Annotated in this window: 21 protein-coding genes; 13 read left to right on the top strand and 8 right to left on the bottom strand. The window is 43.0% G+C overall.

Going from position 1 to position 24,138, the window contains the following annotated elements; all coding sequences use genetic code 11:
- The first annotated feature begins 35 nt into the window (after positions 1-35).
- The 5 genes from BXY41_RS04605 to BXY41_RS04585 all read left to right on the top strand — a co-directional run bounded on the left by BXY41_RS04605 (position 36) and on the right by BXY41_RS04585 (position 7,295).
- Positions 36-2,573 carry a PAS domain S-box protein gene (locus BXY41_RS04605; protein WP_104435175.1) on the top strand — a complete coding sequence of 846 codons (2,538 nt, stop codon included), beginning with the start codon at positions 36-38 and terminating at the stop codon, positions 2,571-2,573.
- A 154-nt stretch (positions 2,574-2,727) separates the two neighbouring features.
- Entirely contained in the window at positions 2,728-3,201 is a 474-nt protein-coding gene (locus BXY41_RS04600) for a glutathione peroxidase (RefSeq protein ID WP_104435172.1), read from the top strand.
- A 50-nt stretch (positions 3,202-3,251) separates the two neighbouring features.
- Positions 3,252-4,001 carry an MBL fold metallo-hydrolase gene (locus tag BXY41_RS04595; protein ID WP_104435170.1) on the top strand — a complete coding sequence of 250 codons (750 nt, stop codon included), beginning with the start codon at positions 3,252-3,254 and terminating at the stop codon, positions 3,999-4,001.
- Between the two features lie 67 nt (positions 4,002-4,068).
- A complete protein-coding gene (locus BXY41_RS04590) occupies positions 4,069-5,433 on the top strand; it encodes an FAD-binding oxidoreductase (protein ID WP_104435167.1) in 1,365 nt (454 codons plus the stop codon).
- Between the two features lie 179 nt (positions 5,434-5,612).
- Positions 5,613-7,295 (top strand): methyl-accepting chemotaxis protein, encoded by a 1,683-nt coding sequence (locus BXY41_RS04585; RefSeq protein WP_104435165.1) that lies wholly within the window; start codon positions 5,613-5,615, stop codon positions 7,293-7,295.
- A gap of 46 nt (positions 7,296-7,341) precedes the next feature.
- Here BXY41_RS04585 and BXY41_RS04580 read toward each other — a convergent pair whose 3' ends face one another.
- Positions 7,342-7,782, bottom strand: coding sequence for a MarR family winged helix-turn-helix transcriptional regulator (locus tag BXY41_RS04580; RefSeq protein WP_104435163.1), 441 nt, complete (start codon positions 7,780-7,782; stop codon positions 7,342-7,344).
- A gap of 35 nt (positions 7,783-7,817) precedes the next feature.
- Positions 7,818-8,363, bottom strand: coding sequence for a glutathione peroxidase (locus tag BXY41_RS04575; protein ID WP_104435161.1), 546 nt, complete (start codon positions 8,361-8,363; stop codon positions 7,818-7,820).
- 193 nt (positions 8,364-8,556) lie between these two features.
- On the opposite strand from BXY41_RS04575, the gene BXY41_RS04570 reads away from it, so the two are divergent.
- From BXY41_RS04570 to BXY41_RS04540, 7 genes are all read left to right on the top strand, one after another.
- Positions 8,557-9,006, top strand: a complete 450-nt coding sequence (locus tag BXY41_RS04570) for a MarR family winged helix-turn-helix transcriptional regulator (protein WP_170072213.1) — start codon at positions 8,557-8,559, stop codon at positions 9,004-9,006.
- A gap of 13 nt (positions 9,007-9,019) precedes the next feature.
- On the top strand, positions 9,020-9,526 hold the full coding sequence (locus BXY41_RS04565) for a nitroreductase family protein (RefSeq protein ID WP_104435157.1): 507 nt from the start codon (positions 9,020-9,022) through the stop codon (positions 9,524-9,526).
- A gap of 20 nt (positions 9,527-9,546) precedes the next feature.
- Positions 9,547-9,837 carry a putative quinol monooxygenase gene (locus BXY41_RS04560; protein WP_104435155.1) on the top strand — a complete coding sequence of 97 codons (291 nt, stop codon included), beginning with the start codon at positions 9,547-9,549 and terminating at the stop codon, positions 9,835-9,837.
- A gap of 18 nt (positions 9,838-9,855) precedes the next feature.
- Entirely contained in the window at positions 9,856-10,698 is an 843-nt protein-coding gene (locus tag BXY41_RS04555) for a nitroreductase family protein (protein WP_104435152.1), read from the top strand.
- A 20-nt stretch (positions 10,699-10,718) separates the two neighbouring features.
- Positions 10,719-11,246 (top strand): flavodoxin family protein, encoded by a 528-nt coding sequence (locus tag BXY41_RS04550; RefSeq protein WP_104435149.1) that lies wholly within the window; start codon positions 10,719-10,721, stop codon positions 11,244-11,246.
- 135 nt (positions 11,247-11,381) lie between these two features.
- Positions 11,382-13,838, top strand: coding sequence for a DsrE/DsrF/DrsH-like family protein (locus tag BXY41_RS04545; RefSeq protein WP_104435147.1), 2,457 nt, complete (start codon positions 11,382-11,384; stop codon positions 13,836-13,838).
- 132 nt (positions 13,839-13,970) lie between these two features.
- Complete coding sequence (locus BXY41_RS04540; RefSeq protein ID WP_104435145.1) at positions 13,971-14,393, top strand: DUF134 domain-containing protein; 423 nt, start codon at positions 13,971-13,973, stop codon at positions 14,391-14,393.
- 56 nt (positions 14,394-14,449) lie between these two features.
- On the opposite strand, the gene BXY41_RS04535 is transcribed toward BXY41_RS04540, so the two are convergent.
- The 3 genes from BXY41_RS04535 to BXY41_RS04525 all read right to left on the bottom strand — a co-directional run bounded on the left by BXY41_RS04535 (position 14,450) and on the right by BXY41_RS04525 (position 18,447).
- Positions 14,450-16,300 carry a sensor domain-containing diguanylate cyclase gene (locus BXY41_RS04535; protein WP_170072211.1) on the bottom strand — a complete coding sequence of 617 codons (1,851 nt, stop codon included), beginning with the start codon at positions 16,298-16,300 and terminating at the stop codon, positions 14,450-14,452.
- Between the two features lie 120 nt (positions 16,301-16,420).
- Positions 16,421-17,068: a cytidylate kinase-like family protein gene (locus tag BXY41_RS04530; protein ID WP_104435139.1), complete on the bottom strand. Its 648-nt coding sequence runs from the start codon at positions 17,066-17,068 to the stop codon at positions 16,421-16,423.
- Between the two features lie 83 nt (positions 17,069-17,151).
- Complete coding sequence (locus tag BXY41_RS04525; RefSeq protein WP_104435137.1) at positions 17,152-18,447, bottom strand: galactokinase; 1,296 nt, start codon at positions 18,445-18,447, stop codon at positions 17,152-17,154.
- A gap of 169 nt (positions 18,448-18,616) precedes the next feature.
- On the opposite strand from BXY41_RS04525, the gene mnmL reads away from it, so the two are divergent.
- Positions 18,617-19,561 carry a tRNA modification radical SAM protein MnmL/YtqA gene (gene mnmL, locus BXY41_RS04520; RefSeq protein WP_104435135.1) on the top strand — a complete coding sequence of 315 codons (945 nt, stop codon included), beginning with the start codon at positions 18,617-18,619 and terminating at the stop codon, positions 19,559-19,561.
- 1 nt (position 19,562) lies between these two features.
- Here mnmL and BXY41_RS04515 read toward each other — a convergent pair whose 3' ends face one another.
- The 3 genes from BXY41_RS04515 to htpG form a co-directional block, all read right to left on the bottom strand.
- Positions 19,563-20,780, bottom strand: a complete 1,218-nt coding sequence (locus BXY41_RS04515) for a CapA family protein (protein WP_104435133.1) — start codon at positions 20,778-20,780, stop codon at positions 19,563-19,565.
- A 310-nt stretch (positions 20,781-21,090) separates the two neighbouring features.
- Entirely contained in the window at positions 21,091-21,933 is an 843-nt protein-coding gene (locus BXY41_RS04510) for a DegV family protein (RefSeq protein ID WP_104435131.1), read from the bottom strand.
- Positions 21,934-22,115: 182 nt separating this feature from the next.
- Positions 22,116-24,119 (bottom strand): molecular chaperone HtpG, encoded by a 2,004-nt coding sequence (htpG, locus tag BXY41_RS04505; protein ID WP_104435129.1) that lies wholly within the window; start codon positions 24,117-24,119, stop codon positions 22,116-22,118.
- Positions 24,120-24,138 lie beyond the last annotated feature (19 nt).

Genomic DNA, 24,138 nt, shown 5'->3' with positions numbered 1-24,138 from the left:
GACAATATTTTCAACAAGGCAAAGGGGGTCCCATTATGATAAAAGAACCTTTCGATCAGGCTTTCATGCAGCTGCCGTTGGGCTATGCCCGCCATACCATTATTTTCAATAAGGATTCACAAACAAGGGATTATATTCTTACCGAAGCGAATGATACATTTTTCCGCTATCTGGGTTTAAAAAAAGAGGATGCCCTGCTAAAAAGCATGTTGATGATTCTTCCTTCTTTATCTGACCAACCAGCCTGGCTTGAATTTTACAAAAATCCGGATCAATGGAATCACCCCCCCTTTCTGGAGGCAGGAAATCATTTTTATAAGATTACTGTAAGCTATCCGGATCCCAACACTCTCATTACAATTTTTGATGAAGTAACGGAATTGGTCAGCGAGCTTCACAGGGTAAAGAAAACAAATGAAAAACTGGTACGGGATATTGATATCTTTTTTAACAGCACCCAGGACGGATTATTTCTCGTCACATACCAGGGCGGTGAATTCCGTTATATAAAGAATAATGCAGTTCACCAGCAGCTGACGGGGATTAAAATCCCGCTCCTTGGCAAAACCCCGGTGGAAGTGCTGGGAGAAAAGGTAGGAGCTGCTTTAAGAGAAGGCTATGAACGATGCATCGCTTCCGGAGAGGGTCTGACATATGAAGAGACCGTTGATTTCCCCGAGGGCACCAGGGACTGGCTCGTACGCCTTACTCCTATTATGGAGGATGGGCAGATTTCCTATATCATTGGCTCACGCCTTGATATCACCGAGCTAAAGCGGTTAAAACAGGAACGGGAACAACTTTTAGAAAATTACAACTCCATGTTTACAGAGCATTCTGCTGTTATGCTGATTATTGATGCTATAACGGGAAAAATACTGGATGCCAACCCTCAGGCATGCAGTTTTTATGGCTATAGCAAGGAAGAGATGCTTCGTATGAGTATTGATGAAATTAATGCAGCCTCAGACCATGCGACCAAGCAGATGCGTATCCAGGCATTTAACAGGGAGCGGCAGTATTTTCTGTTTCCCCACCGACTGAAAAACGGTGAGATTAAAATGGTGGATGTGTACTCCAGCCCTGTCACTTATGGAGATGAAACAAGACTTTATTCCATTATTTTTGACGTGTCAGACAGGGAACAGTTTAGAGACGATCTTTACCGGGAAAAAGAGATGTTAAGCGTTACCTTAAATTCCATTGGAGATGGGGTCGTCACAACAGATTTAGATGGAAAAGTGACTTACTTAAATCAGGCAGCCGAGGAAATTACCGGCTGGAACAGTAAGGATGCCTGCTCCAGATCCTTTATGGAAATCTTTGATCTGCGCAATGAAACAACCGGAAAGATTGTACCAAATCCCATTAGTGCAGTACTGGAGACTGGCATGATTGTGGGGCTTGCAAACCATACCGTTTTGTTAAATAAAAGCGGGGATTTAATTCCCATTGCGGACAGTGCCGCACCCATACGTGATGAGAATGGGCATGTTTACGGTGTAGTCATGGTATTTCGGGACGTCAGTCAGGAGAAACGACAGCAGGAACGAATCCTTTATTTAAGCTATCATGACCCCCTGACCCAGATATTTAACCGCAGATATATGGAAGAAGAATTAGAACGTATGGATCAGACTTCCCAGCTTCCAATTGCAGTTATCATGGGAGATGTGAATGGGCTTAAAGTCATCAATGATGTATTTGGACACAGAACCGGAGATCTTTTATTAAAAGAGGTTGCCAAAACCCTTCAATATACGCTTAAAAACATGGGCATTGCTGCCCGTTGGGGTGGTGATGAATTCCTGGTTCTTCTTCCTCATACGGATCACAAAAAGGCGCAGGACATCATCGGACGGCTGGAAGAAGCCTTCCGAAAAAGCAGCAGGCTCCCGCTGGAGGTAAGTGTAGCTCTTGGATTTGATGTGAAAGAAGATCTTTCCTATTCCTTAAGCCAGTCCCTGCAAAAAGCAGAAGAAAAAATGTATCATAAGAAGCTTTTAGAAGGAAAGAGCTACCGTAACAGCATTATTACCACACTTCTTGCCACGCTTTATGAAAAGAGCATGGAAACGGAGGAGCATGCTGTAAGATTAGAAACCTACTGTATGGCTATTGCAGAAAAGCTGAATCTGTCTTCTGAGGATAAAAATGAATTATCTCTTCTGGCAATCCTCCATGATATCGGCAAGGTAGGGGTCAATATCGAAACGTTAAACAAACCAGGACCTTTAAATGACGAGGAATGGAAAGAAATGATGCGCCATCCGGAAATCGGCTACCGCATTGCCCAGAACACACCTGAGCTTTCCACTGTATCAGAATACATTCTCTCTCATCATGAACGATGGGATGGAACGGGTTACCCAAGAGGTCTGAAAGGAGCCGATATTCCTCTTCTCTGCCGGATCCTTGCAGTGGCTGATGCCTATGACGCCATGACCAATAACCGCTCATACCGGAAAGCTTTGGATAGCCAGACTGCAATGGATGAAATCGGTCGCTGTTCCGGAACACAGTTTGATCCATTTATTGTTACTATTTTTTTAAGCCTGAATCAGGTTTTTTAACCTAAAATAAAGACAGACGCATACGACCGCGCCCGATTCATTCCAGGGTCAGATATGCGTCTTTTTATTTTGCAAAAAAACTATTGACATTTCAAATTAAATTGTGTACAATCTAATTTAGCAAAATAAATAAATCAAATGCGAGGTGGCAGATATGAATTTATATGATATCACAGTTACAGACAGAAAAGGCAACCCTGTTACTCTGTCCCAGTACAAAGGAAAAACACTGCTGATTGTTAACACTGCAACTGGCTGTGGATTTACGCCTCAGTATGAAGGCTTAGAAGCACTTTATCGTAAATACAGAAACCAGGGCTTTGAGATTCTTGATTTTCCATGCAATCAGTTCGGGCATCAGGCTCCAGGAACAGAGGAAGAGATTCATCAGTTTTGTACCATGAACTATGAAGTATCCTTTCCCCAGTTTGCAAAAATCGAAGTCAATGGTTCCTCAGAATCCCCGTTATATTCTTATTTAAAATCACAGCAGTCAGGTATTCTGGGTTCTAATATTAAATGGAATTTTACAAAATTCCTGGTTGATAAAAATGGATCTGTGACAAAGCGCTATGCTCCTACCGATAAACCGGAGAAATTGGAAAAAGATATTCTCGCACTTTTATAACAAATGCGGATTAAATAAAGAGCCAGACAGGCAGGAAAGGAAGTATTCACATGGAAATTAAAGCGGTTAAATTATATGAGGGCGGTTTTATGACACAACCATTCGCAATGGGAGGCGGAGTCAGCGAACCGGTTTTTGATGAAAACAAGACCTATGAATCCAGTCTTCAAAATTATCTTTTTGATACCGGAAGCGAAGTCATTTTAATTGATACCGGCGTCCCAAAGGAGGTTCCCGACACCCCTGCAAAAGAAGGGCAGAAAATCTATCAGGGGAAACGGATTCATGATTATGTAACCGCTCTTTCCCATTTGGGCTACAAGCCAGAGGATGTGACCCGGATTCTTCTGACTCACAAGCATCCGGATCATTCCGGCGAGCTTAGAAGCTTTCCTAACGCAAAAATCTACCTTTCCAAAGCAGAGGCAGAAGCTTTAAAGTTAAGCGGAGACAATATTGTCCCTGTGGAGTTTCAGGATGGAGCCTACCATAACTTTGAAGCAAGTGAAACGATCACAGACGGAGTTTATTTCCTTCCTGCACCTGGACATACAAAAGGAAACAGCATTGTGATTGCAGAAAATGACGGATTGTTTTATCTCATTCACGGGGACATTACTTATACCGATGCTGCCCTGATAGAAAACCGCCTGTCTGTGGTTTTTGAGGATCTTGAGGCTGCAAAAGAAACTCTGACAAAGGTTCGTTCCTTTATCAGCCAGAATCCAACGGTCTATTTATCTACCCATACACCAGAGGGCCTGACCAATTTAGATGAGAAAAAGATCATGAAGCTCTAGAATCTCCTCTCCGGCACCAATTGCCTCCTTCCTTAATACCATGGTAGTAAGAAAGGAGGCAATCAGTATGAGCACCTGCAGTTTTGACGGTCTTACCGGCCGTGTGGTAACTCCAGATGATCCTTTCTATCATGAGGCCAGACAAGTCTATAACCGGGCTGTCAACCGGTTTCCTCTGGCCATTGTTTACTGCCGGAATAGTTCCGAAGTCAGCAATGCAGTGTTATGGGCCAGAAAACGGGATATCTGTCTTCGCATTCGAAGCGGAGGCCACAATTATGAAGGATATTCTACAGGCAATGATGTACTTGATATTGATCTTAGTGAAATGAATCACATTTCGATTGATGAGGAAAACCGCACTCTTACCGTAGAGGGCGGTGTAAATAACAGACAGCTTTACGAATTTGTATCTTCCAGAGGATACCCGTTTCCCGGCGGTACCTGCCCCTCAGTGGGAGTCAGTGGTTTTGTCATGGGGGGTGGCTGGGGACTCTCCTGCCGCTATCTGGGACTAGGATGTGACAGCCTTTTGAATTTTACCATGGTTAATTCAGAAGGCAGCTTTATCACTGCCAGTTCAGAAGAAAATCCGGATCTGTACTGGGCGTGCAGGGGCGGTGGTGGTGGCAATTACGGAATTATTGTCTCCATGACCTTCCGGCTTCCCAAAAAGGTGGATAAAATTACCCTGGTTGAAATCATGTATCCCGCTGCCGATCAGGAAAAGCAGGCTTACTTTCTTCTTGCCTGGCAGGAATGGCTGGAACACGCGGATCCGCGAATTACACTGGTGGGGAGGATTTTTAATTCCCAGGAAGAAGGTCTCTCCATTCTATCCAGAGGCTTTTTCTATGGACCACCGGAAGCTGCTCTTGGAAGCATCGCCCCCCTTCTGGAACTTGGCGGGGTGAAGTACCGTTTAAAATACGTGACATTTATAGAAGCAGTTACGATAATCGGAAGCTTTTATCCTCCTTTTGAAGCCTTTTTATCCGCAAGCGGTTTCGTAAAAAGAGAGCTGACCGAATGTGAATGTCTGAAACTGGCAGGGCTTATTAACAAACGCCCCACAGGATCCATTTACACCGCACTTTCTCTCTACGCACTTGGCGGAAGGGTTTCAGAAGTGCCAACAGATTCCACTGCTTTTTATTATAGAGATGCCAGATACATTGTCTGGCTCAATACGGTTTTTGAAAACAGCAAAGGGGAAAATGCCCTGTGGGTGGCACGACAGTCTGGTTACCTGTCTTCTGTCACAACAGGCTCTTATGTGAATTTTCCATACGGAGGACTCCCCTGCTATCTGGAAGAATATTATGGCAGCCATGTCTGCAGATTGAAAAAGGTGAGAAAAGAATACGACCCCTGCAAGATTTTCACCTATCCTCAGGCAATTGGAAATTCCTGCCGCTGTTCCCATTTATAGGGTGACAGGAAAGCACAGACGCCACTCCGGTTAAGCCGCCGGCAGGGCGTCTGTTTTCATGAATCTGATTGTGTTTTTTCTTATGATCAGATATAATACTGATACAATTTATTAAGATTTACTGCTATTCCTCTGTTTTGACCCTATACAAATTCGTGCCAAAAAAGGAGTTATTACAAATGAAAAATTTCAAAGACTACCCCATTTCTAAAAAGCTGCTGACAGGATTTCTTTCGGTGGCTCTCATCACATTGCTGGTAGGCATTGTAGGACTTGCCAGTATGCTGTTTATAAACAGAAAGGATACTTATATGTATCGTTCAAAGACAGCCCCTCTTGACGATATGTTCCACACAATCGAAAGTCTGTATCAGATCAGAACCGATTCCAAGGATATTATAAGCAGTGCCGGCAATAAAGAACGGATTGGAGAATTGGAAAAATCTTACGCACAGGAAAAGGAACAGTTTTTAAACCACTCTGCAGTTTATAAAGCTTCCATTCCTGCAGGCTCTCAGTCCATGACTTTATTTGAAGAGGCAGTTTCTCTCTTCTCCGGTTCCTATGATCCTGCCATGACAAAATCCATTGAATTTGCAAAAGCCGGAAAAAAAGAGGAAGCTGAGAAAGCCATGACCGATCAGCAGGCCAGCATACAGAAAGTATATGATAACTTCGATGCTATCATTGATGAGCGTATGAGTGAAACAAAGGAGCTTAGTGACTTAAATGAGCTTGTTGCGCTCATTGCCACAGTGGTTCTTGTTCTCTTAATCATCTGCGGTGTTTCAGCAGCTGTCTTACTGGGAATAAGAATTTCCACAATAATCAGCAGACCAATTAAACAGGTGGTAAAAGCAGCGGAGCTGATCTCTCTTGGTTATATAGATGTTGACTTAGCCGACCTTGATTCCAGGGATGAAACCGGGCAGCTGGCTGATGCATTTTCTAAAATGCTGGAAGGAATTAAGGATCAGGCCCAATCCGCTACTGCGATCAGCAACGGTGATTTCACAAGCGTCATTCCTCTTCGCTCGGATGCCGATGTGTTAGGGCTGGCCCTTCAGAAAATTGAACGGGATTTAAATCAGGCACTTCTTATTGTCCACGACGCGGCTGACCAGGTTAACAGCGGCGCCGGACAGGTGTCCTCTGCTTCCCAGTCACTTGCTTCCGGAACCACAGAACAGGCTGCAGCCATAGAAGAGCTGACTGCCTCCATTGCCACAGTGGCAAAACAGGCACAGCAGAATTCAGAAAATATGCAGATTGCAGCCGGATATGTTGCCGCAGCTGACACAGGTGTTAAAAAGAGCAATGAACATATGAACAGACTGAATTCATCCATGAAAGAAATCAGTACTTCCTCGGAAAAAATCTCCAGCATTACCAAGGTTATTGAAGACATCGCGTTCCAGACCAACATACTGGCACTGAATGCAGCCGTGGAATCTGCCCGCGCCGGCAGCGCTGGAAAAGGCTTCGCTGTTGTTGCAGATGAAGTAAGAAACCTGGCCGCCAAATCTGCAGAAGCTGCGAAGCAGACTGCTGCATTAATTGAAAATTCCGCAATCAGTGTCGCAGAAGGTGAGAAACTGGCAAAAGAAGCCTCTGATATACTCCTTGAAGTAGGGGAAAAGGCAAGACTTGCAGAAGTATCCATCAGAGAAGTGGAATCCACGTCATCGGTCCAGGTAGCTTCCATGGAAGAAATCAATCAGGGTATCAATCAGGTATCTGCTGTCATCCAAAGCAACGCGGCCACAGCGGAAGAAAGTTCTGCTTCCAGTGAAGAGCTTGCTGCACAGGCGCACGCTTTAAAGCAGGAAGTTGGAAGATTCAGCCTGTCACACAACAGTTAACTAAAAAAACTCAGGAATGGCTTCACGGCCTCCCTGAGTTTTTCTTTTATTCCAGATGTTTGATTGTATTACCTAGTATTTTGTATAAAAGATGGTAAAGTTCTTTTGCTTCTTCCTGGTTAAGAGGGACACACTGAGAGATCCGTTCGGGTATGGTTACCGCCTGCTCTTTTAACTGCTCCCCTTTTTCAGTCAGTTCTACAATGACACTGCGCTCATCTTCCTTGTCCCTGTTACGGGTTAAAAGGCCTCCAGCTTCCATCTTCTTTAGCAGGGGAGTCAGCGTACCGCTGTCCAGATAAAGGATCTCACCCAATTGCTTAACAGTGACTTTCTTCCTGTCCCACAATACCATCATGGCAATATACTGGGTGTAGGTTAAGTCAATCTCATCGAGAAACGGCTTATAAAGCCTGACAATTTCCCGGGCGGAGGCATAAAGCGGAAAGCAAAGCTGGTTCTCTATTTTTAATCGGTCATAATTCATCACGTTTCTCCGTTCTCCTGCTGTCCTGTATTTTATTACAGCAATTCTTTTATGCTTTCTTCCACCAGCTTCATATCAGCAGTTGGTTCAAATCTTCTCACTACATTCCCGTCTCTGTCAACAAGAAACTTTGTGAAATTCCACTTAATAGCCGGCTCATTCTTATAATTGGGATTTGCCTTCTCAAACATCTCTTCCAGCACACTGGTCAGCTTGTGCTCTGGATCAAAGCCATCAAACCCTTTTTCCTTCACCAGATACTGATACAGTGGAATCGCATTCTCACCATTTACATCAATCTTTGAGAACTGTGGAAATGTTACGCCAAAACGTCCGGTACAGAACGTATGAATCTCCTCATTATCTCCAGGTGCCTGATTGCCAAACTGATTGCAGGGGAAATCAAGAATTTCCAGACCGCTGTCCCTGTACTCTGAATAAATTGCCTGAAGATCGGTATAATGAGGAGTAAATCCGCAGGCTGTTGCTGTGTTCACAATAAGAAGTACCTTTCCTTTGTAATCAGATAACTTTTTATCCTCTCCGGACATAGTTTTTACAGTAAAATCATAAACAGACATTGTAATACCTCCTTGTATCTATGATAAAAGCTTATTTTTTAAGTTATCTTTATTATAAAATACTTCTGCTTTCCTGTCAATAGTTTTATAACATTTAATTGTAATAAATTAATTTGGGCAAATTACATTTTTATGTTGACAGTGGTTTTTTAGAGTGATATCATTTGTATGTACAAACAAGAGAGGTGATGTTTTGAACAAAAATAACACAACAGAGGAACAGGCCTGCTCTCTTAACGGCTGCCTGTTTTTTACCACAGTTAAGCTTTCCAGAGTGTTTGGCAAAATTGCAGAGGAAGCTTTCTCAAAAACCGGACTCTCTCCCAGCCATGCTCTTTTGCTTTATCTGGTTAATCAGAAAGAAGAGATACTTCAGAAGGAGCTGGGGGAAACGCTTCATTTAACGCCTTCCACCATCACCCGGCTGATTGAAAAGCTGGAACACAAAAGTCTTGTATCCAAACGCTGTGAGGGAAAGTCCGTAATTTTAAGCACTACGCCCCAGGGTCTTGCACTTCAGAAAAACATTATGGAATCCTGGAATTTTCTTTATGAACAGTATCATGGGATTCTGACAGAAGAAGAGACAGCCCAGTTTCTGACCCTCAGTAAAAAACTGTTGGGTAAACTTGAAAACAATTAAGGAGGATTTTTTTATGCAGGAGATTTTTAACAGACGGAGTATCCGCAAATTTACCACTGATGCCGTAGAGCCGGAGAAGATTGACAAAATTCTGCGGGCAGCCATGCAGGCGCCGTCAGCAGCCAACCAGCAGCCATGGGAATTTATTGTGATAGAGGACAAAGAAAATTTAAAGAAACTGGCTGACGTATCTCCCTACGCCAAACCAGTGGCAGGATCAGCTGTTACCATTGCTCTTCTTGGAAATGAAAATGAATTTAAGGTTCCGAAGGGCTGGGAAGAGGATTTAGGTGCAGCTTCCCAGAATATGCTGTTAGAGGCTGTTCACTTAGGACTGGGAGCCGTCTGGCTGGGTGTGGCTACTTCTGATGTGGTGATTGAACAGGTACGCAGTTACTTTCAGCTTCCGGACCATATCAAACCCTACGGACTGATCGCCATTGGTTATCCCGATGGACAGAAAAATGAATTTACAGACCGGTATAAAGCAGAACGCGTACATTATGAAAAATGGGCATAAACAAAGGAGAATAAAATAAAATGATTAAGGTTGTTGCAAAAAATTATATTAAAGAAGAGAAAATCGATGCATTTATTGAAGTCGCCACACAGCTGGTAAAGCAGACCAGAGAAAAGGATGCCGGCTGTATCCGGTACGAGCTGGTTCAGGACGTAAAAGATCCCCATATTATAACCATGCTGGAAGAATGGGAAGATCAGGCCAGTCTGGCTGCTCACGGAGCATCTGAGCATTTTAAAGATGCCATTGGTGTGATGAAAGAATTGGTTGAAAAACCAGGAGACAGTAATTTTTATAAAACTCTTATATAAAAGAAAGGACAAAATTCTATGAAACCTGTTTTTCCCGTGGAAAAAACCATCAGGGAGCGCAGCAGTATCAGGTCCTATGAGCCCCGCTCTCTCACACCAGAGGAAACAGAACTGTTCCATGATTTTATTAAGACTTTAAACAATCCATTCTCTGTGGACGTAAGCTTTCGTATTCTGGAAAGCAGTGACGCACTGAAAGGAGAAAAACTTGGCACCTACGGAGTTATTAAAGGTGCCAGGAACTTTATTGGCGCCACTGTACCGGATTGCGATCTGGCACTGGAGGCACTGGGATATTCTATGGAGCACTTAGTTCTCTACGCAGTAGCACTTGGATATGGCACGTGCTGGCTGGGAGGTACCTTTGATAAAAGCGCCTTCTCACATGTCATGGACTTGAAGGAGGGAGATTTATTTCCGGTTATTTCCCCCCTTGGATATCCCACTGGTAAAAAAAGGCCCATGGAATCAATCATAAAGTGGACCGCCAAATCTGACCAGCGGAAAGACTGGAAAGAGCTTTTCTTCCAGGATGATTTCTCCTCTCCTCTGGCAAAATCCGATGCAGGTGATTTTGCTTTTGCCCTGGAAATGACAAGACTGGCACCCTCCGCTGTAAATAAACAGCCCTGGAGAGTTGTAAAAAGTCAGGACGCCTATCATTTCTACGAAGCAAAGACATTAAAGGAAGGGAAGAACTCTGTAGATATCCAGAGAGTTGATGTGGGAATTGCTGCCTGCCATTTTGGTCTGGCTGCTGCTGAGAAGAAGCTTCCAGGTGAATTTAAAAAGCTTCCTGTTCCAGAAATAAAAACTTCTTCTGAAATGAAATACTTATTTTCCTGGGTTCTTCATTCATAAAAAAACGGAGGTAGGTTAGTTTGAACATATTAGTAGTCACAGGTAGTCCAAGAAAAAACGGCAATACAGAGATTATGGCGTCTGCTTTTGCAAAATCAGCAAGAGAGGCTGGCCATGAAGTTACGGTCAAAGAGTTAAGTACCTTAAAGGTGGAACCATGTCTGGCATGCACCTATTGCTTTACTCATGACGGAGTATGTATTCAAAATGATGATATGAACAGCATTTTAACAGATTTAAGTCAGGCAGACATGCTGGTACTGGCATCCCCTGTGTACTGGTTTGATGTATCCGCACAGACAAAGTGCTTCATTGACCGAATGTACGCATTTGCAAAAAAAGGATTTCATATTAAATCCATAGCCATGCTTTTAAATTCCGGGGCTGACGGAGTATACGATGCAGCAAAAGCCCAGTTAAATTCCATTTGCTCTTATTTAAAATGGGAAAACAAAGGGGTAATCACCATATCAGGTATGGCCGAAAAAGGAAGCATGCTTAAATCGGAAAAGCTGGAGCAGGTTCGGGATTTTGCAGCCAGCCTGTAGATAACAGCCTATTGAACTGATATTATTTTATGTGACTCTGTCACAGACATTTTTCTTCTGGCGTCCTATACTGAGAGTGTCAAAAACATAACAAGCTTATTTGAATGAAACTTTTCATATATCAGGAGGCGCACCATGAAGAAAACTGTTATAATCGGCGGAGTCGCAGGCGGAGCCAGCTGTGCGGCCAGACTCAGGAGACTGGATGAAGATGCTCAGATTCTCATTCTGGAACGGGGTGAGTATATTTCCTATGCAAACTGTGGTCTTCCTTACCACGTTGGCGATGTGATCAAATCCAGAGATGCTCTGCTTTTACAGACGCCGGAAGCCATGAGAAAGAAATACGGGGTTGATGTCCGAGTAAAAAATGAAGTAACAGCCATAGACAGGGAAGACAAAAAAATAACGGTCCGGAAACTGGAAACAGGGGAATCCTATGAGGAATCCTACGACACTCTGGTCATTTCCACAGGCTCCTCTCCTGTCCGACCGCCTATTAAAGGAATCGAATCTTCCCGGATTCAGACTCTGTGGACCGTTCCGGATACTGACCGCATCCGCGGTCTGATTAAAGAAAAAGGGATTAAAACTGCTGCGGTTATCGGAGGAGGCTTCATCGGGCTTGAGATGGCTGAAAACCTTCGCCATACCGGCCTAAGCGTGTCTCTCATCGAAATGCAGGATCAGGTACTGGCGCCCATCGACTATGAGATGGCTCAGCTGCTTCATGAGAACATCGTCCAGAACCAGGTTTCGCTTTATCTTGGAGACGGAGTTTCATCCTTTGCTGATGAAAACGACTCTGTGGCAATCACACTAAAAAGCGGTAAGATCTTAAAAGCAGAACTGGTGATTCTTTCTATTGGCGTACGTCCAAACAGTGAACTTGCAAAATCCTGCGGTCTGGCTGTCAATGAGCGGGGCGGAATCATTGTTGATGATACTTTAAAAACCTCAGATCCTGATATCTATGCTGTGGGTGATGTGATCGAAGTCAGTGATTTCACCTTTGGAGATGCTGCCATGGTGCCGCTTGCAGGTCCTGCCAATAAGCAGGGACGCATTGCTGCCAATAACATAGCGGGCGGTAAAGAAACTTATAAAAAAACCCAGGGAACCTCTGTTGCAAAAGTATTTGATTTAACTGCTGCTTCAACCGGTGCCAATGAAAAAGCACTGATGAAACGAGGTTTGAAAAAGGGAACTGATTATGAAAGTATCATTATCACCCAGAATTCTCATGCCGGTTATTACCCCGGGGCAGTTCCCCTCACATTGAAGCTTTTATTCTCCATGGATGGGAAAACCATTTACGGTGCCCAGATTGTGGGTATGGACGGCGTAGATAAGCGGATCGATACACTTGCCGTTTCCATACGTCTTGGAGCCACAATTGAAGATTTAAAATACCTGGAATTAGCTTATGCGCCTCCATTTTCTTCTGCCAAAGACCCGGTTAATATGGCGGGATTTACTGCAGAAAACCTTCTGGAAGGAAGAGTTTCCTTTGCTTCCTGGGATTCACCGGATAAAAATACAGGCGCACAGCTGCTGGATGTCAGAGAGGATGCAGAGCTGATGGCCTTTGCACTGCCTCAGGCGAAGCACATTCCACTTGGACAGCTGAGAGACCGGTTAAAAGAACTGGATCCTTCCAAAGAAATCATCACCTTCTGTGCCATTGGAGTCCGCGCTTATAATGCAGCACGCATTTTAATGCAGAACGGGTTTGCTCATGTAAAGATCTATCCAGGCGGAGTGCGATTTTATCAGTCCACCCATTACGAAAATGACACCACGCCAAAGATTACCACGCCGGTCTCATTCTCAGATAACGGGCAGATGGATACGAAGGATATTCCCACAGCAGCCATGCGTCTGGATTGCAGCGGTATGCAGTGCCCCGGACCCATCATGAAGGTTTTTGAAACCATGAAAGACATGAAAGAAGGTTCGGTAATGGAAGTTTCCGCTTCTGATCCAGGTTTTGCCAGAGATATCGGAGCATGGTGCCGCAGAACAGGCCACACCCTTTTATCCAATGAACGGCGGGATAATGATTATGTGGCACTGGTTAAAAAAAACTCCCCGTCCCCTTCTGCCCCACAAAAAGAGGCTGCTGACGGAAAAACGCTGATTGTATTTTCCGGAGACTTGGATAAAGTTCTTGCCAGCTTTATCATCGCCAACGGTGCTGCTGCCATGGGTAGGCCGGTTACGATGTTCTTCACATTCTGGGGACTGAATGCCTTAAGAAAAGAAGAGAAACAACAGGTTAAAAAAACTCTGACAGAGTCCATGTTTGGTGCGATGCTCCCCCGGGGAAGCAAAAAACTGAAACTGTCTAAGATGAATATGGGCGGAATGGGAACTGCCATGATGAAAAAAATCATGAATGACAAAAATGTTGATTCCCTGGAAACCCTGATAAAGAAAGCCATGAAAGCAGGCGTTCGTATTGTTGCCTGTACCATGAGTATGGATGTAATGGGAATTCATCCGGAAGAGCTGATTGACGGCGTAGAACTGGGTGGCGTAGGTGCCTATCTGGGAGATGCTGAAGAATCCAATGTAAACTTATTTATCTAATAAAAATGCGGAATCGGAACATTATTTTCTGATTCCGCTTTTCATTTAATCTGTTCCTTTCTCAGCTGTATGATTGACATTTTATTCAACTACAGATATACTAACCTTATTTGAAATGAGGTGACAGATAAGATGGCCAGACCCGTAAAACAGCGACGTGTATGTGAAATGCCTGAAACAATGGAATTTGCCCCCTGCAACAAAGAAAAACTTATGACCATAGAGATGTCAGTGGATGAATACGAAGTGATCCGCTTAATTGATCATCTGAAGCTTACTCAGAATGAATGCTCCCAACAGATGAGTGTGGCAAGAACAACGGTGCAGGCGATCTATGACAGCGCCAGAAGCAAACTTGCAGATGCTCTTGTTAATGGGAAGAAGCTGATTATTCAGGGAGGCAATTATACTTTATGCCCGGAATCCAGGTACTGCTGCGGGAAAAACTGTTCCCAGAAAAGAGGTCTGCTTGGACATTGCACCGACCAGAGCAGGGCAGATATCTGTTGTGGTAAAAACCAGTTCTGCAAGAAAGAAAACGGGTTCCCCGATTAAATAAGAATAAAAACCGGAATCAGACAGTCCAAAACACTGGCCAGCTGGTTCCGGTTTTATAGATGCGCTTTTTCTTCTCCTTTATAAAAAGCATATCCTCTTTTGCTGTTTTGTTTTATGTAGTACATCGCCTTATCTGCAGCATTATATAATTCTTCATAGCTGCTACCGTCCTTTGGTGCAATGGCAATTCCGATGCTGGCAGTAACACGAATAACCGTATAATATCCCTCTTCTGTATGATCCATAAGATCAAGAATGGACTCTGCCATATCAGTGATCTGGGACTCTTCCCAGTTCTCCGTAATAAAGACTACAAACTCATCTCCGCCTACTCTCGCCACGATTCCGTCTTTTCCCACCAGCTTTTCCAGGGATTCCGCTACTCTGGTTAAGACGTGGTCTCCTGCCGCATGTCCGCAGGAATCATTGATCTCCTTAAAATTATCCAGATCAATCATGAAAAAAATTCCGCTGCACATCAGTGAGAGTTTGCCATCAATAATCTGCTCTCCCGAACGGTTATATACTCCTGTTAAGGGGTCTTTTCTTGCACGGTTTAAAAGCATCTCTTCTCTTCCCAGCTGATCGGTAATATCCTCCAGCTTCCCAACCATCCGGGACTTGCAGCCGGCCTGTCCGGGAAGAATCTTATACTGACAGCTAAACCACCGATATTCTCCTGAATGCCCTTTTAACCGGATTCTGCAATACCTTACCTCATCCGGCTTACTTCCTAACAGCGCCCAGCGAAGGCGTTCCCCCTTCTGCCAGTCCTCCGGGTGCATTAAATATTCCCCCCGGTTCAGCCTTAAAACCCCTCTTGCCTTTAATTTTTCCAGGAACAGTTTTCTTCTGGCATTGGAGGTAAATTCAATGGTATCTGTTTCATAATCGTACTCGTAAAGCAGCGTATCGGTAAATTGGGATAAAACGGAATAACGTTCCGACTCCAGCTGAAGCTTCTGGTTCTGTCTGTAAAATAAAAGGAATATCCAGCTGCATCCTGCAATTGTCAACAGGATCAGCAAAATTGCCGTACCGAAAAACATACCAAATACATATTCTGACTGCAGCATAATATCCGGAGATCGGACATAGTTAATCAGAATCCAGTCATTGATCCCTACCTTCATTGCCGAAATATAATAGTTCTTCCCGTTCATGGCAATAGAGGTAGTGAATGAATCTTCGTTTTCTATCTGGGTTTTAATGGATTTTATATTCTGGTTTTGTGCTTCGTTGGTTTTGATGGAGGAAAATAGATTACTGCCGCGTATTAACTGATCACTATTGCAATAAACAATACTGCCATCTGATTTAATGATCTGCGATTGGATCTTTTTAAAGGGCATATGATCTTTAGCAATTTCTCCAAACTTCTCCGTCTTAAAGGTAAAAAATAAAACTCCTGCCACTGTACCATTAGCCGTAAGCGGCTCAGCTACTAAAAATATGTATCCATCTGCATTTTCCGCAGGACACAAAATATCCAGTACATCTGTTTTATTGTTTATAACCTGTTCAAAAATCCTTCGTTTTCCTTCTCCGGATATTATTTCTTTCCAATTGCTGCATGAGACATATTCCAGTTGATAATCCGGATTTTCCCCCTCCATTTTTGTCAGGTAATGATTCATCCATTGATCTTCCGGAGACAGACTGACCGCCTCTATCATACTTTCCATGCCGTATTTTATCGTACTCGCATCATCGGCTATCTTTAATATCTGATTTTTTTGTGTGTCTGTAAAGGAAGTAAGACTTGAATAAATCAACTGATTGAATTCCTGATTCAGCTTTTCCTGCTGACTGGATAAGAAAATAAAAGCAAGGACCAACAAAATAAGAACACTGAACATGCTCACGATCACAGACGTAATCCTGGAGTCTTTTCCGTAGTTCATATAAGTGATCTCCGTTCTGAAAACACGTTTTCTGAAAAAAGCCAGTGGAAACTTTTCCAACCGGCTTTTCTCACTTCTAATATTCATTATATCTCTGCATCAAAGGATTTACAATATGTTTCAGGCTTCAATTCCTCTTAATTTAATATAATCTTTAATCAACCTGGCCGTTTGTTCCAGATCAATCCGGCTTGTGTTAATAATGAGATCATAATTGTTCCAGTCTTCCCAGTTTTCACCGGTATAGTAGCGGTAATATTCTTTCCGTTCCCTGTTAACCTTCTTTACCCGTCTGGCTGCTTCCTTCTCATCAATCTTATCAACTTCCATGGTTCTCTGGATCAGTGTAGGTGTATCTGCATAGACAAAGATCTTCACAAGCCCAGGAACATCCTCTTCCTCACGGCTTAAAATATAATCCGCGCATCTTCCGGCGATAATACAGGACTCCTCTTTCGCCAGTTCCTTAATAACCTGTGACTGAAAACGGAATAAATTCTCCGGTTTTACAATGTCCGCATCTGTGGAGGGCTTGCCAAGCTGCGGTTTTAATCCGCTGACAATCCGGTATAACAGATTATTGCCGGCTTTTTCATCTGCAAGGCGGAAAAAAACTTCTCCAACCGCACTTTGTTCCGATGTGATCGTCAGAATCTCCTCATCATAAAAATGAATCCCCAGTTCCTCTGCAAGAGCTTTTCCCACAATACGTCCACCGCTTCCGTACTGCCTTCCTATGGTGATGATCAGATTACTTTTTTCTTTCATAATGCCTGCCTCCTTTTCCCTTACATGATATATGAAGGTTTTCTTGCTTCTATTGTACTCTATTATGGCAGGATTTACAATTATTATTGCTCTGCAACTGTATTAAAACAGATGGAACCATAAGGTCTGATACTCATACGGTAAGCATTGCCTTCTCCCATTGCCGTTTCCATATAGGAGATGTATTCCTCTGTGATTTCATTGGGAAGAACCGCCATAATAACCCCTGCAAATCCACCTCCGTGAATCCGGCATGCCCCCCGCTTTTTACCAGCGATAAACAATTCCGTAAGAGCAAGAGCCACCGTAATTCCCTGTTCCTGGAAACTGGTATTGGTAAAGCAGTTCTGAAGCCACTTCCAGGAAGAATTTCCGGAAGCAGTAATATTTAAAAGAAATTCGTCAAATCTTCCTTCTTTTAAAGCAGTCACTTCTGCATCCACACGCTTATTTTCTTCAAAGAAATGAAGGGCCCTGAGTACAGAACGGTCTCCTGCAAACTCCCGAACTGCACTTAACTGACCAATCACATCTTCTTCCGTTATATCTGCACAAACCTCTTTTCCAAAAAACTCTGCCACTTTCTTCATCTCTTCAGGAACGGATGAATAATCGGCGCTTAAATCCGCATGTCCCTTTCCTGTATTGACAATAATCAGACTATGGTTCTGGGATGCGAAATCAAAATCAATCTGCTCCACAGCAGGCTTTAACGGGTCCTTAAAATCAATGGTAATCAGACCGCCAACAGCACATGCCATCTGGTCAAGGAGACCGGAAGCCTTGTCCCAATAGACGTTTTCCGCATATCTTCCAATATGTGCATAAGCCACTGTATCCATGCGGCTGTCATTAAAAAATGTGTTCAGTATGGAACATAGAAGCATCTCAAACGAAGCGGAAGAGCTGACACCTGCCGCGCTGATTACATTGCTGGTTATATAGGCATTAAATCCACCGATCTCATAGCCTTTTTCTAAAAATCCCTTTAACAGACCCTTTACTAAATCAATGGTGCCGGCTTTTTTATCGCTTGGAGCCAGATCATCAAGATCTATGGTAAAGCTCTGGTTGTAAGTCACACTGACAATATTAATCAGGCTGCTGTTATTTTTTGCAGCCACACCTACACAGTCCAGATTGATGCTTCCTGCCAGAACTTTCCCGTGATTATGATCGGTATGATTCCCGCTGATCTCCGTACGCCCAGGTGATGTAAATAAAAGAACATCTTCTTCCGGAAAATGATTTTTAAAGTCCTTTACCAGGTTCTGATATCTTAAAATATTCTCTCCTGCCGCTTTTTCGCCATACAAAGCAGTCATTAGTTTTCCTGCCTTTTCGGATTCTAAAAAACGGATTGTTTCATCTGTTTTCATTCTTAAAAATCTCCTTTTCCCCATTCATTGGCATACAAGCGCCATTATCTCGAGTATATCATAAGTGCCAAAGTTTTCACAATATAATATTTTACGAAAAGCTATAAAATAATTTGACTTCCCTCAATCTCTCTTCTATAATGAAACAATCAAAAAACTGGAGGTCAACATGTTCTGGAATGACAAGCCTTACCACGCTCTGGATTATGAACTGAAAATGCAGTATGGGCAGAAAGTCTATAAGCTTGCACTGGATGGCGGTATGACCTGCCCCAACCGGGATGGCTTACTGGGAACAGGTGGCTGTATTTTCTGCAGCGGAGGCGGCTCCGGGGAATTTGCAGAAGCCAAAGGACTTCATACTTCTGTAGCAGAACAGATTCACTCTGCCAAAAAGCGGGTGTCTCTTAAAATGAACGGGGAAAACGGTCTCTATATTGCTTATTTTCAGTCCTACACCAACACTTATGGGTCAGTATCCTATTTGCGTGAACTCTTTACACAGGCTATCTCCCATCCTGATGTGGTTGTTTTATCCATTGCCACAAGACCTGACTGTCTTCCTCCTGATGTTATTCTTTTGTTAAAGGAATTAAACCGGATAAAACCGGTGTGGGTGGAACTGGGGCTCCAGACGATTCATGAATCCACAGCAGAGTTCATTCGGAGAGGGTATCCGCTGTCCGATTTTTATCATGCATGGAAGAATTTAAAAGAAGCAGGAATCACGGTGATCGCTCACGTCATTTTAGGACTTCCCGGAGAATCCAACGATATGATTTTTGAGACCATCCGCTATCTGGGGAATTTAGGTGAACACGGAATCGACGGAATTAAACTGCAACTTCTTCACATTCTGGAAGGAACTGACCTGGCGGATCTTTACAGGAAGGGGACTGTACCCGTATATTCTCTTTTAGAATATACAGATCTTGTCATAGACTGTCTCTCCCTTCTGCCACCATCTGTGGTCATTCACCGGCTGAGCGGAGATGGTCCCAAGGAACTTCTTCTCGCCCCTTTGTGGAGCGGCAACAAGCGTCTGGTACTGAATACCCTGACAAAGCGTTTAAAAGAACGAGGCATCTGCCAGGGTGACAGATACCTCGTCTGAATCAATTGCCGTTATTGTGTATGACACCATTGTCATCGATTGTAATTCCAAAAGACAGATTTTGAAAATACTGATAAAATCCGTTCACCTCTTCCGGTTTTGCCAGCGTTTTGGTAAATCCTGCACCTGAGGTTCCCGGAACAAGAGATAGAGTGGTGGTATTATCCTCAAAATTTACATCTGCCCTCATAAGGGCAGTCTTAGGAATGCTGCTGCCAAAGATAAAATTGCCCAGACTGTAGCAGATTGGCTTTCCCTTGTAATATTCCACTCCCTGAAGAACATGGGGATGGCTGCCCACTACCAGATCTGCACCTGCATCAATCAGCTGCTGTCCCAGCTGCCGCTGATATTCTTTTGGCTTTTCTTCCCGCTCTATTCCCCAGTGAACATAGACCACCACATAGTCACATATACTTCTGGCCTTACGGATTTCCTCAAGAAGTATGGTTGGATCGTATCCGCTTACCATACCTGGCTTTTTGCTGTTGGCCACCCAGTTGGGATCGGGATAAACTCTTGATGCGGCAAGAAAACCGAAGGTTTTCCCATTTACTTCCATAGTCTCAAGCTGTTTTGCACGGTTCATATCAGGTCCTGCGCCCACATAGCGGATTCCAGCTCCATCCAGCGCCGTACAGGTATCTAAAAGTGCATCCGTTCCGTAATCCAGTGTATGATTGTTGGCGATTGTTACGATATCCACACCAATTTCATTCATCATGGAAACCCGGTCCGGATTTAACCGGAATGTAAACTGCTTGTCCGGTGCTGCAGATCCCCGGTTGCTGAATGGGAATTCCTGATTGGCCATAAAGATATCAGCCTTACTGATTTCCCCCCGCATCCCCTCATCCAGCACGCCATTAATACCGCCATTTTTATCATATGCTGTCGTAACATGAGTAGAAAGTAATATATCCCCTGCAAAAAGGAGATGTACCACTGGATTTTTCTCCTGATTTGTAATGGATTCTTTGGATTCTTTTGTATCTTCCGTTACAGTCATAATTTCCTGACTGCTGCTTTCTTCCCGTGCACTCCTGGTATCCTGCTGGGTAACAGAAGACGGATTCGTATCTCCCGCTGCTTTACTGACTGTTTCTTTTGTTTCCTGTCTCTGCTTCCATTCTGTTCCTCCAATCCACCCCGCCAGCACGACAAACAGCAATACGGGAAGGATAATCAGAAACTTCATGGCTCCATTGGTCTTCTTCATTTACTCCTCCAGATTGTTAATAATTTCCACATACTTTTTGCTGGTTCATAACTTTTTCCACAATTATTGATCTTTTTTCCCCATATACGACTGAACAACTCACTTTTCCACAGTTTTTTGTGGATGATTCATAACAGATCCCTTATCTATCACCTGGGATTAATTCCCATTTTTACATCTTACACTGGTTCCATGTTTTTGTCAAATCAGGGAGATTAAGCAAAAAAGCCGGTTTTACAGAAAGGATACACATATCCTATTCTCTGCAAAACCGGCTTTTTTCCTGTATATGAACGTTGTCACACCTGACTTATAATGTCATAATAATTCCGCCGTCATTGGCATATACTGTCGCTACACCTGCTGTTTCAGTAATCATTATGTCCTTAAAAATGCCTCTTTTCAACATCTCCTGCTTTACAAACTCCGCCCGCTCCGGATTATTGCAATGAGCGATTGCCAGTACCTTGTTCCTGGTATCTCCGGCATCCTTCATGGCAATATCAGCCATACGGGTCAGTGCTTTGTTAATTCCCCTGGCCTGATCCAGCTTAATGATCACGCCAGATTCAGCTCCCATAACAGGCTTAATATTAAGCGCAGTAGCAAAGAATGCCTGCAGACCGGTAAGGCGTCCGTTCTTTCTTAAGGTATCAAGGCTTTCCAGAACAAAGTAGGTTCTCATACTCTTTATATAGGCTCTCACCTTATCTTCAATCTCTTCAAAGGGAAGAGATGCCTGGCAGAGAGACTGAATGTAAACAGCTATATTAAGCTGTCCGCAGGAAGCAGAATCGGATCCAAATACGGCAATCTTCTTGCTGTCTTTTCCATGTTCCTCTTCATACAGCTTCTTACCCAGTACTGCACTGTTATAGCTTCCGCTTAAATGCTCGGAAAGAGTGATAACAAAGACCTGGTCCTCTTCACACTCGAATGCCTCTTTATATAATTCAGGAGACGGACATGCTGTCTTAGGAGATTCACTGCTGTTTTTTACCAGCTCAAGAAAACTCTTCTGATCAAACGTCTCGTCATCAATGATCTGTGTATTACCGACCTGTAAAATTAACGGAATGATCTGAAAGTGGGGATCTTTCTTCAGATCCGGCGTCAGGTCCGTACAACTGTCCCCAATGATTTTATAGCTCATATCTATATTCTTCCTCCTGGCACGAAACTTATCATGTAGTATTCATTACTATATATTATAGAGAAACAAAGTTGGTCTGTCAATAGAATATATATGAAAAAAATGGATGTCAAAAACAGCCACCTCCCTTAGAAAGGCCTTCTGTTTTTGACATCCCTTTTATCTGCTGTATTAAAAAATCCTTATTCTTCTGCCATTACTAACATCAGCTCATTGCTTCTTGCAATAAAGCCTGTCATACGCTCCGGTGTGAGAGATCCGTGGCTTAACGCTGCCAGATCGTAAAGCTGCTCACAGATTGCGTTGGTATGAGCACCATCTTTATGTCCTAATACATACTGAACCAGTTTGTTGTTATAGTTAAGAACCAGAGTTTCGCCGCCTGCTCCAAACATAGAAGCATCCATACCAGGCATGGTGTACATCTTCATCATTTCCTGCATCCGTCTTGATTCTTCGGAAACAGTAATCATGGAAGAAACGTTATCATTCTTTAATTTCTCAACCTTAACCTCTAAATTCTCTTTATTTAAAGCTTTACGGAACAGTTCAGTCAAAGCTTCCACATCAGCCTTCATGGCCTCTTTGTCCTCTTCTGTTACTTCTTCTTTAAACGTATCGGATAAATCAGAGTTAATACATAAGAACTTCACATTCTCATTCTTCTGCTCTAAGTATCCCACAAACGGGTTGTCAATATTCTCTGTTAAATAAACCGCATCAAGTCCTGCTTCTTTAAAGAGGTTGATATACTGGCTCTGTTCTTTTTCATTGGTAATATAGAATACTTTGTTCTCATGTTTTTCCTTATTCTCTTCCAGACATTCTGCCAGTGTTAAATACTTGCCCTCCAGATTCTTAAAGAGAATGGAATCATTGATCTTTTCTGCAAATTTCTCATCTTTTAAGCAGCCGAATTTGATAAATGGATTGATATCTGCCCAGTATTTATCATAATTCTCACGATCTGTCTTAAACATTCCAGTCAGCTTATCTGCAACCTTCTTTGTAATATAATCTGAGATCTTCTTAACAAAGCCGTCATTTTGCAGCGCACTTCTGGATACATTCAGAGGAAGATCCGGACAGTCGATAACACCCTTTAAGAGCATTAAGAATTCCGGTATTACTTCTTTAATATTATCTGCGATAAACACCTGGTTGTTGTACAGCTTAATGGTTCCTTCCAGGCTGTCATAGTTTAAGTTCAGTTTTGGGAAATAGAGAATTCCCTTTAAGTTAAACGGATAATCCATGTTTAAATGGATCCAGAATAATGGCTCTTTATAATCATGGAATACCTTGCGGTAAAAGCCCTTGTAATCCTCTTCAGAGCAGTCATTTGGATGCTTATTCCACAGAGGGTTGGTATCATTGACAGCCACCGGGCGCTTATTAATCTTATATTTTTCTTTGGCCGGAGAAACTTCCACTATTTCTTTTTCGCCGTTTTCTTTTTCTATTTCTTCTGTTTTGGCTTCCTCCACAATGGTCTCAACCACAGTATCCTTCTCAGTCAGTTCTTCCTTTTCGATCGTCTCATACTGAGGCTCAGCTGTTACATTGGATAAGTAGATGGCAACTGGCATAAAGGAACAATATTTTTCTAAAACCTCTCTTGCTCTGTATTCGTTACAGAACTCCAGACAGTCTTCATTGAGATAAAGCTTAATGGTAGTACCAGCTTCTTCTTTATCCCCTTCTTCCATCTCATACTCTGTACCGCCGTCAGACTCCCAGTGAACAGGTGCTGCACCTTCTTTGTAGGACTTTGTATCGATGGTTACTTTATCTGCAACCATAAAAGCGGAGTAAAAACCAAGTCCGAAATGTCCGATGATCTGATCTTCGTTGGTCTTGTCCTTATATTTTTCAAGGAAATCCTTTGCTCCGGAAAATGCGATCTGATTGATATACTCATCAACTTCTTCCATGGTCATACCAATACCGTTATCTTTAAAGGTAATCGTCTTTTCATTGGAATCTGTGATTACTTCAATCTTAAACTCCAGATCATCCGGCTTCTGCCACTCTCCCATAACATCAAGCTTTTTCAGCTTTGTGATGGCATCGCTTCCATTGGATACCAATTCACGGTAGAAAATATCATGGTCTGAGTACAACCATTTTTTAATAATCGGGAAAATATTTTCGCTGTTGATTGTCAAACTTCCTGTTTTTGCCATATCAGAACACTCCTTACTC

This window comes from Lacrimispora xylanisolvens, assembly GCF_002934545.1.
In the GTDB taxonomy this organism is placed as follows: Bacteria; Bacillota; Clostridia; order Lachnospirales; family Lachnospiraceae; genus Lacrimispora; species Lacrimispora xylanisolvens.
This window is presented reverse-complemented; position numbering and strand designations above follow the sequence as displayed.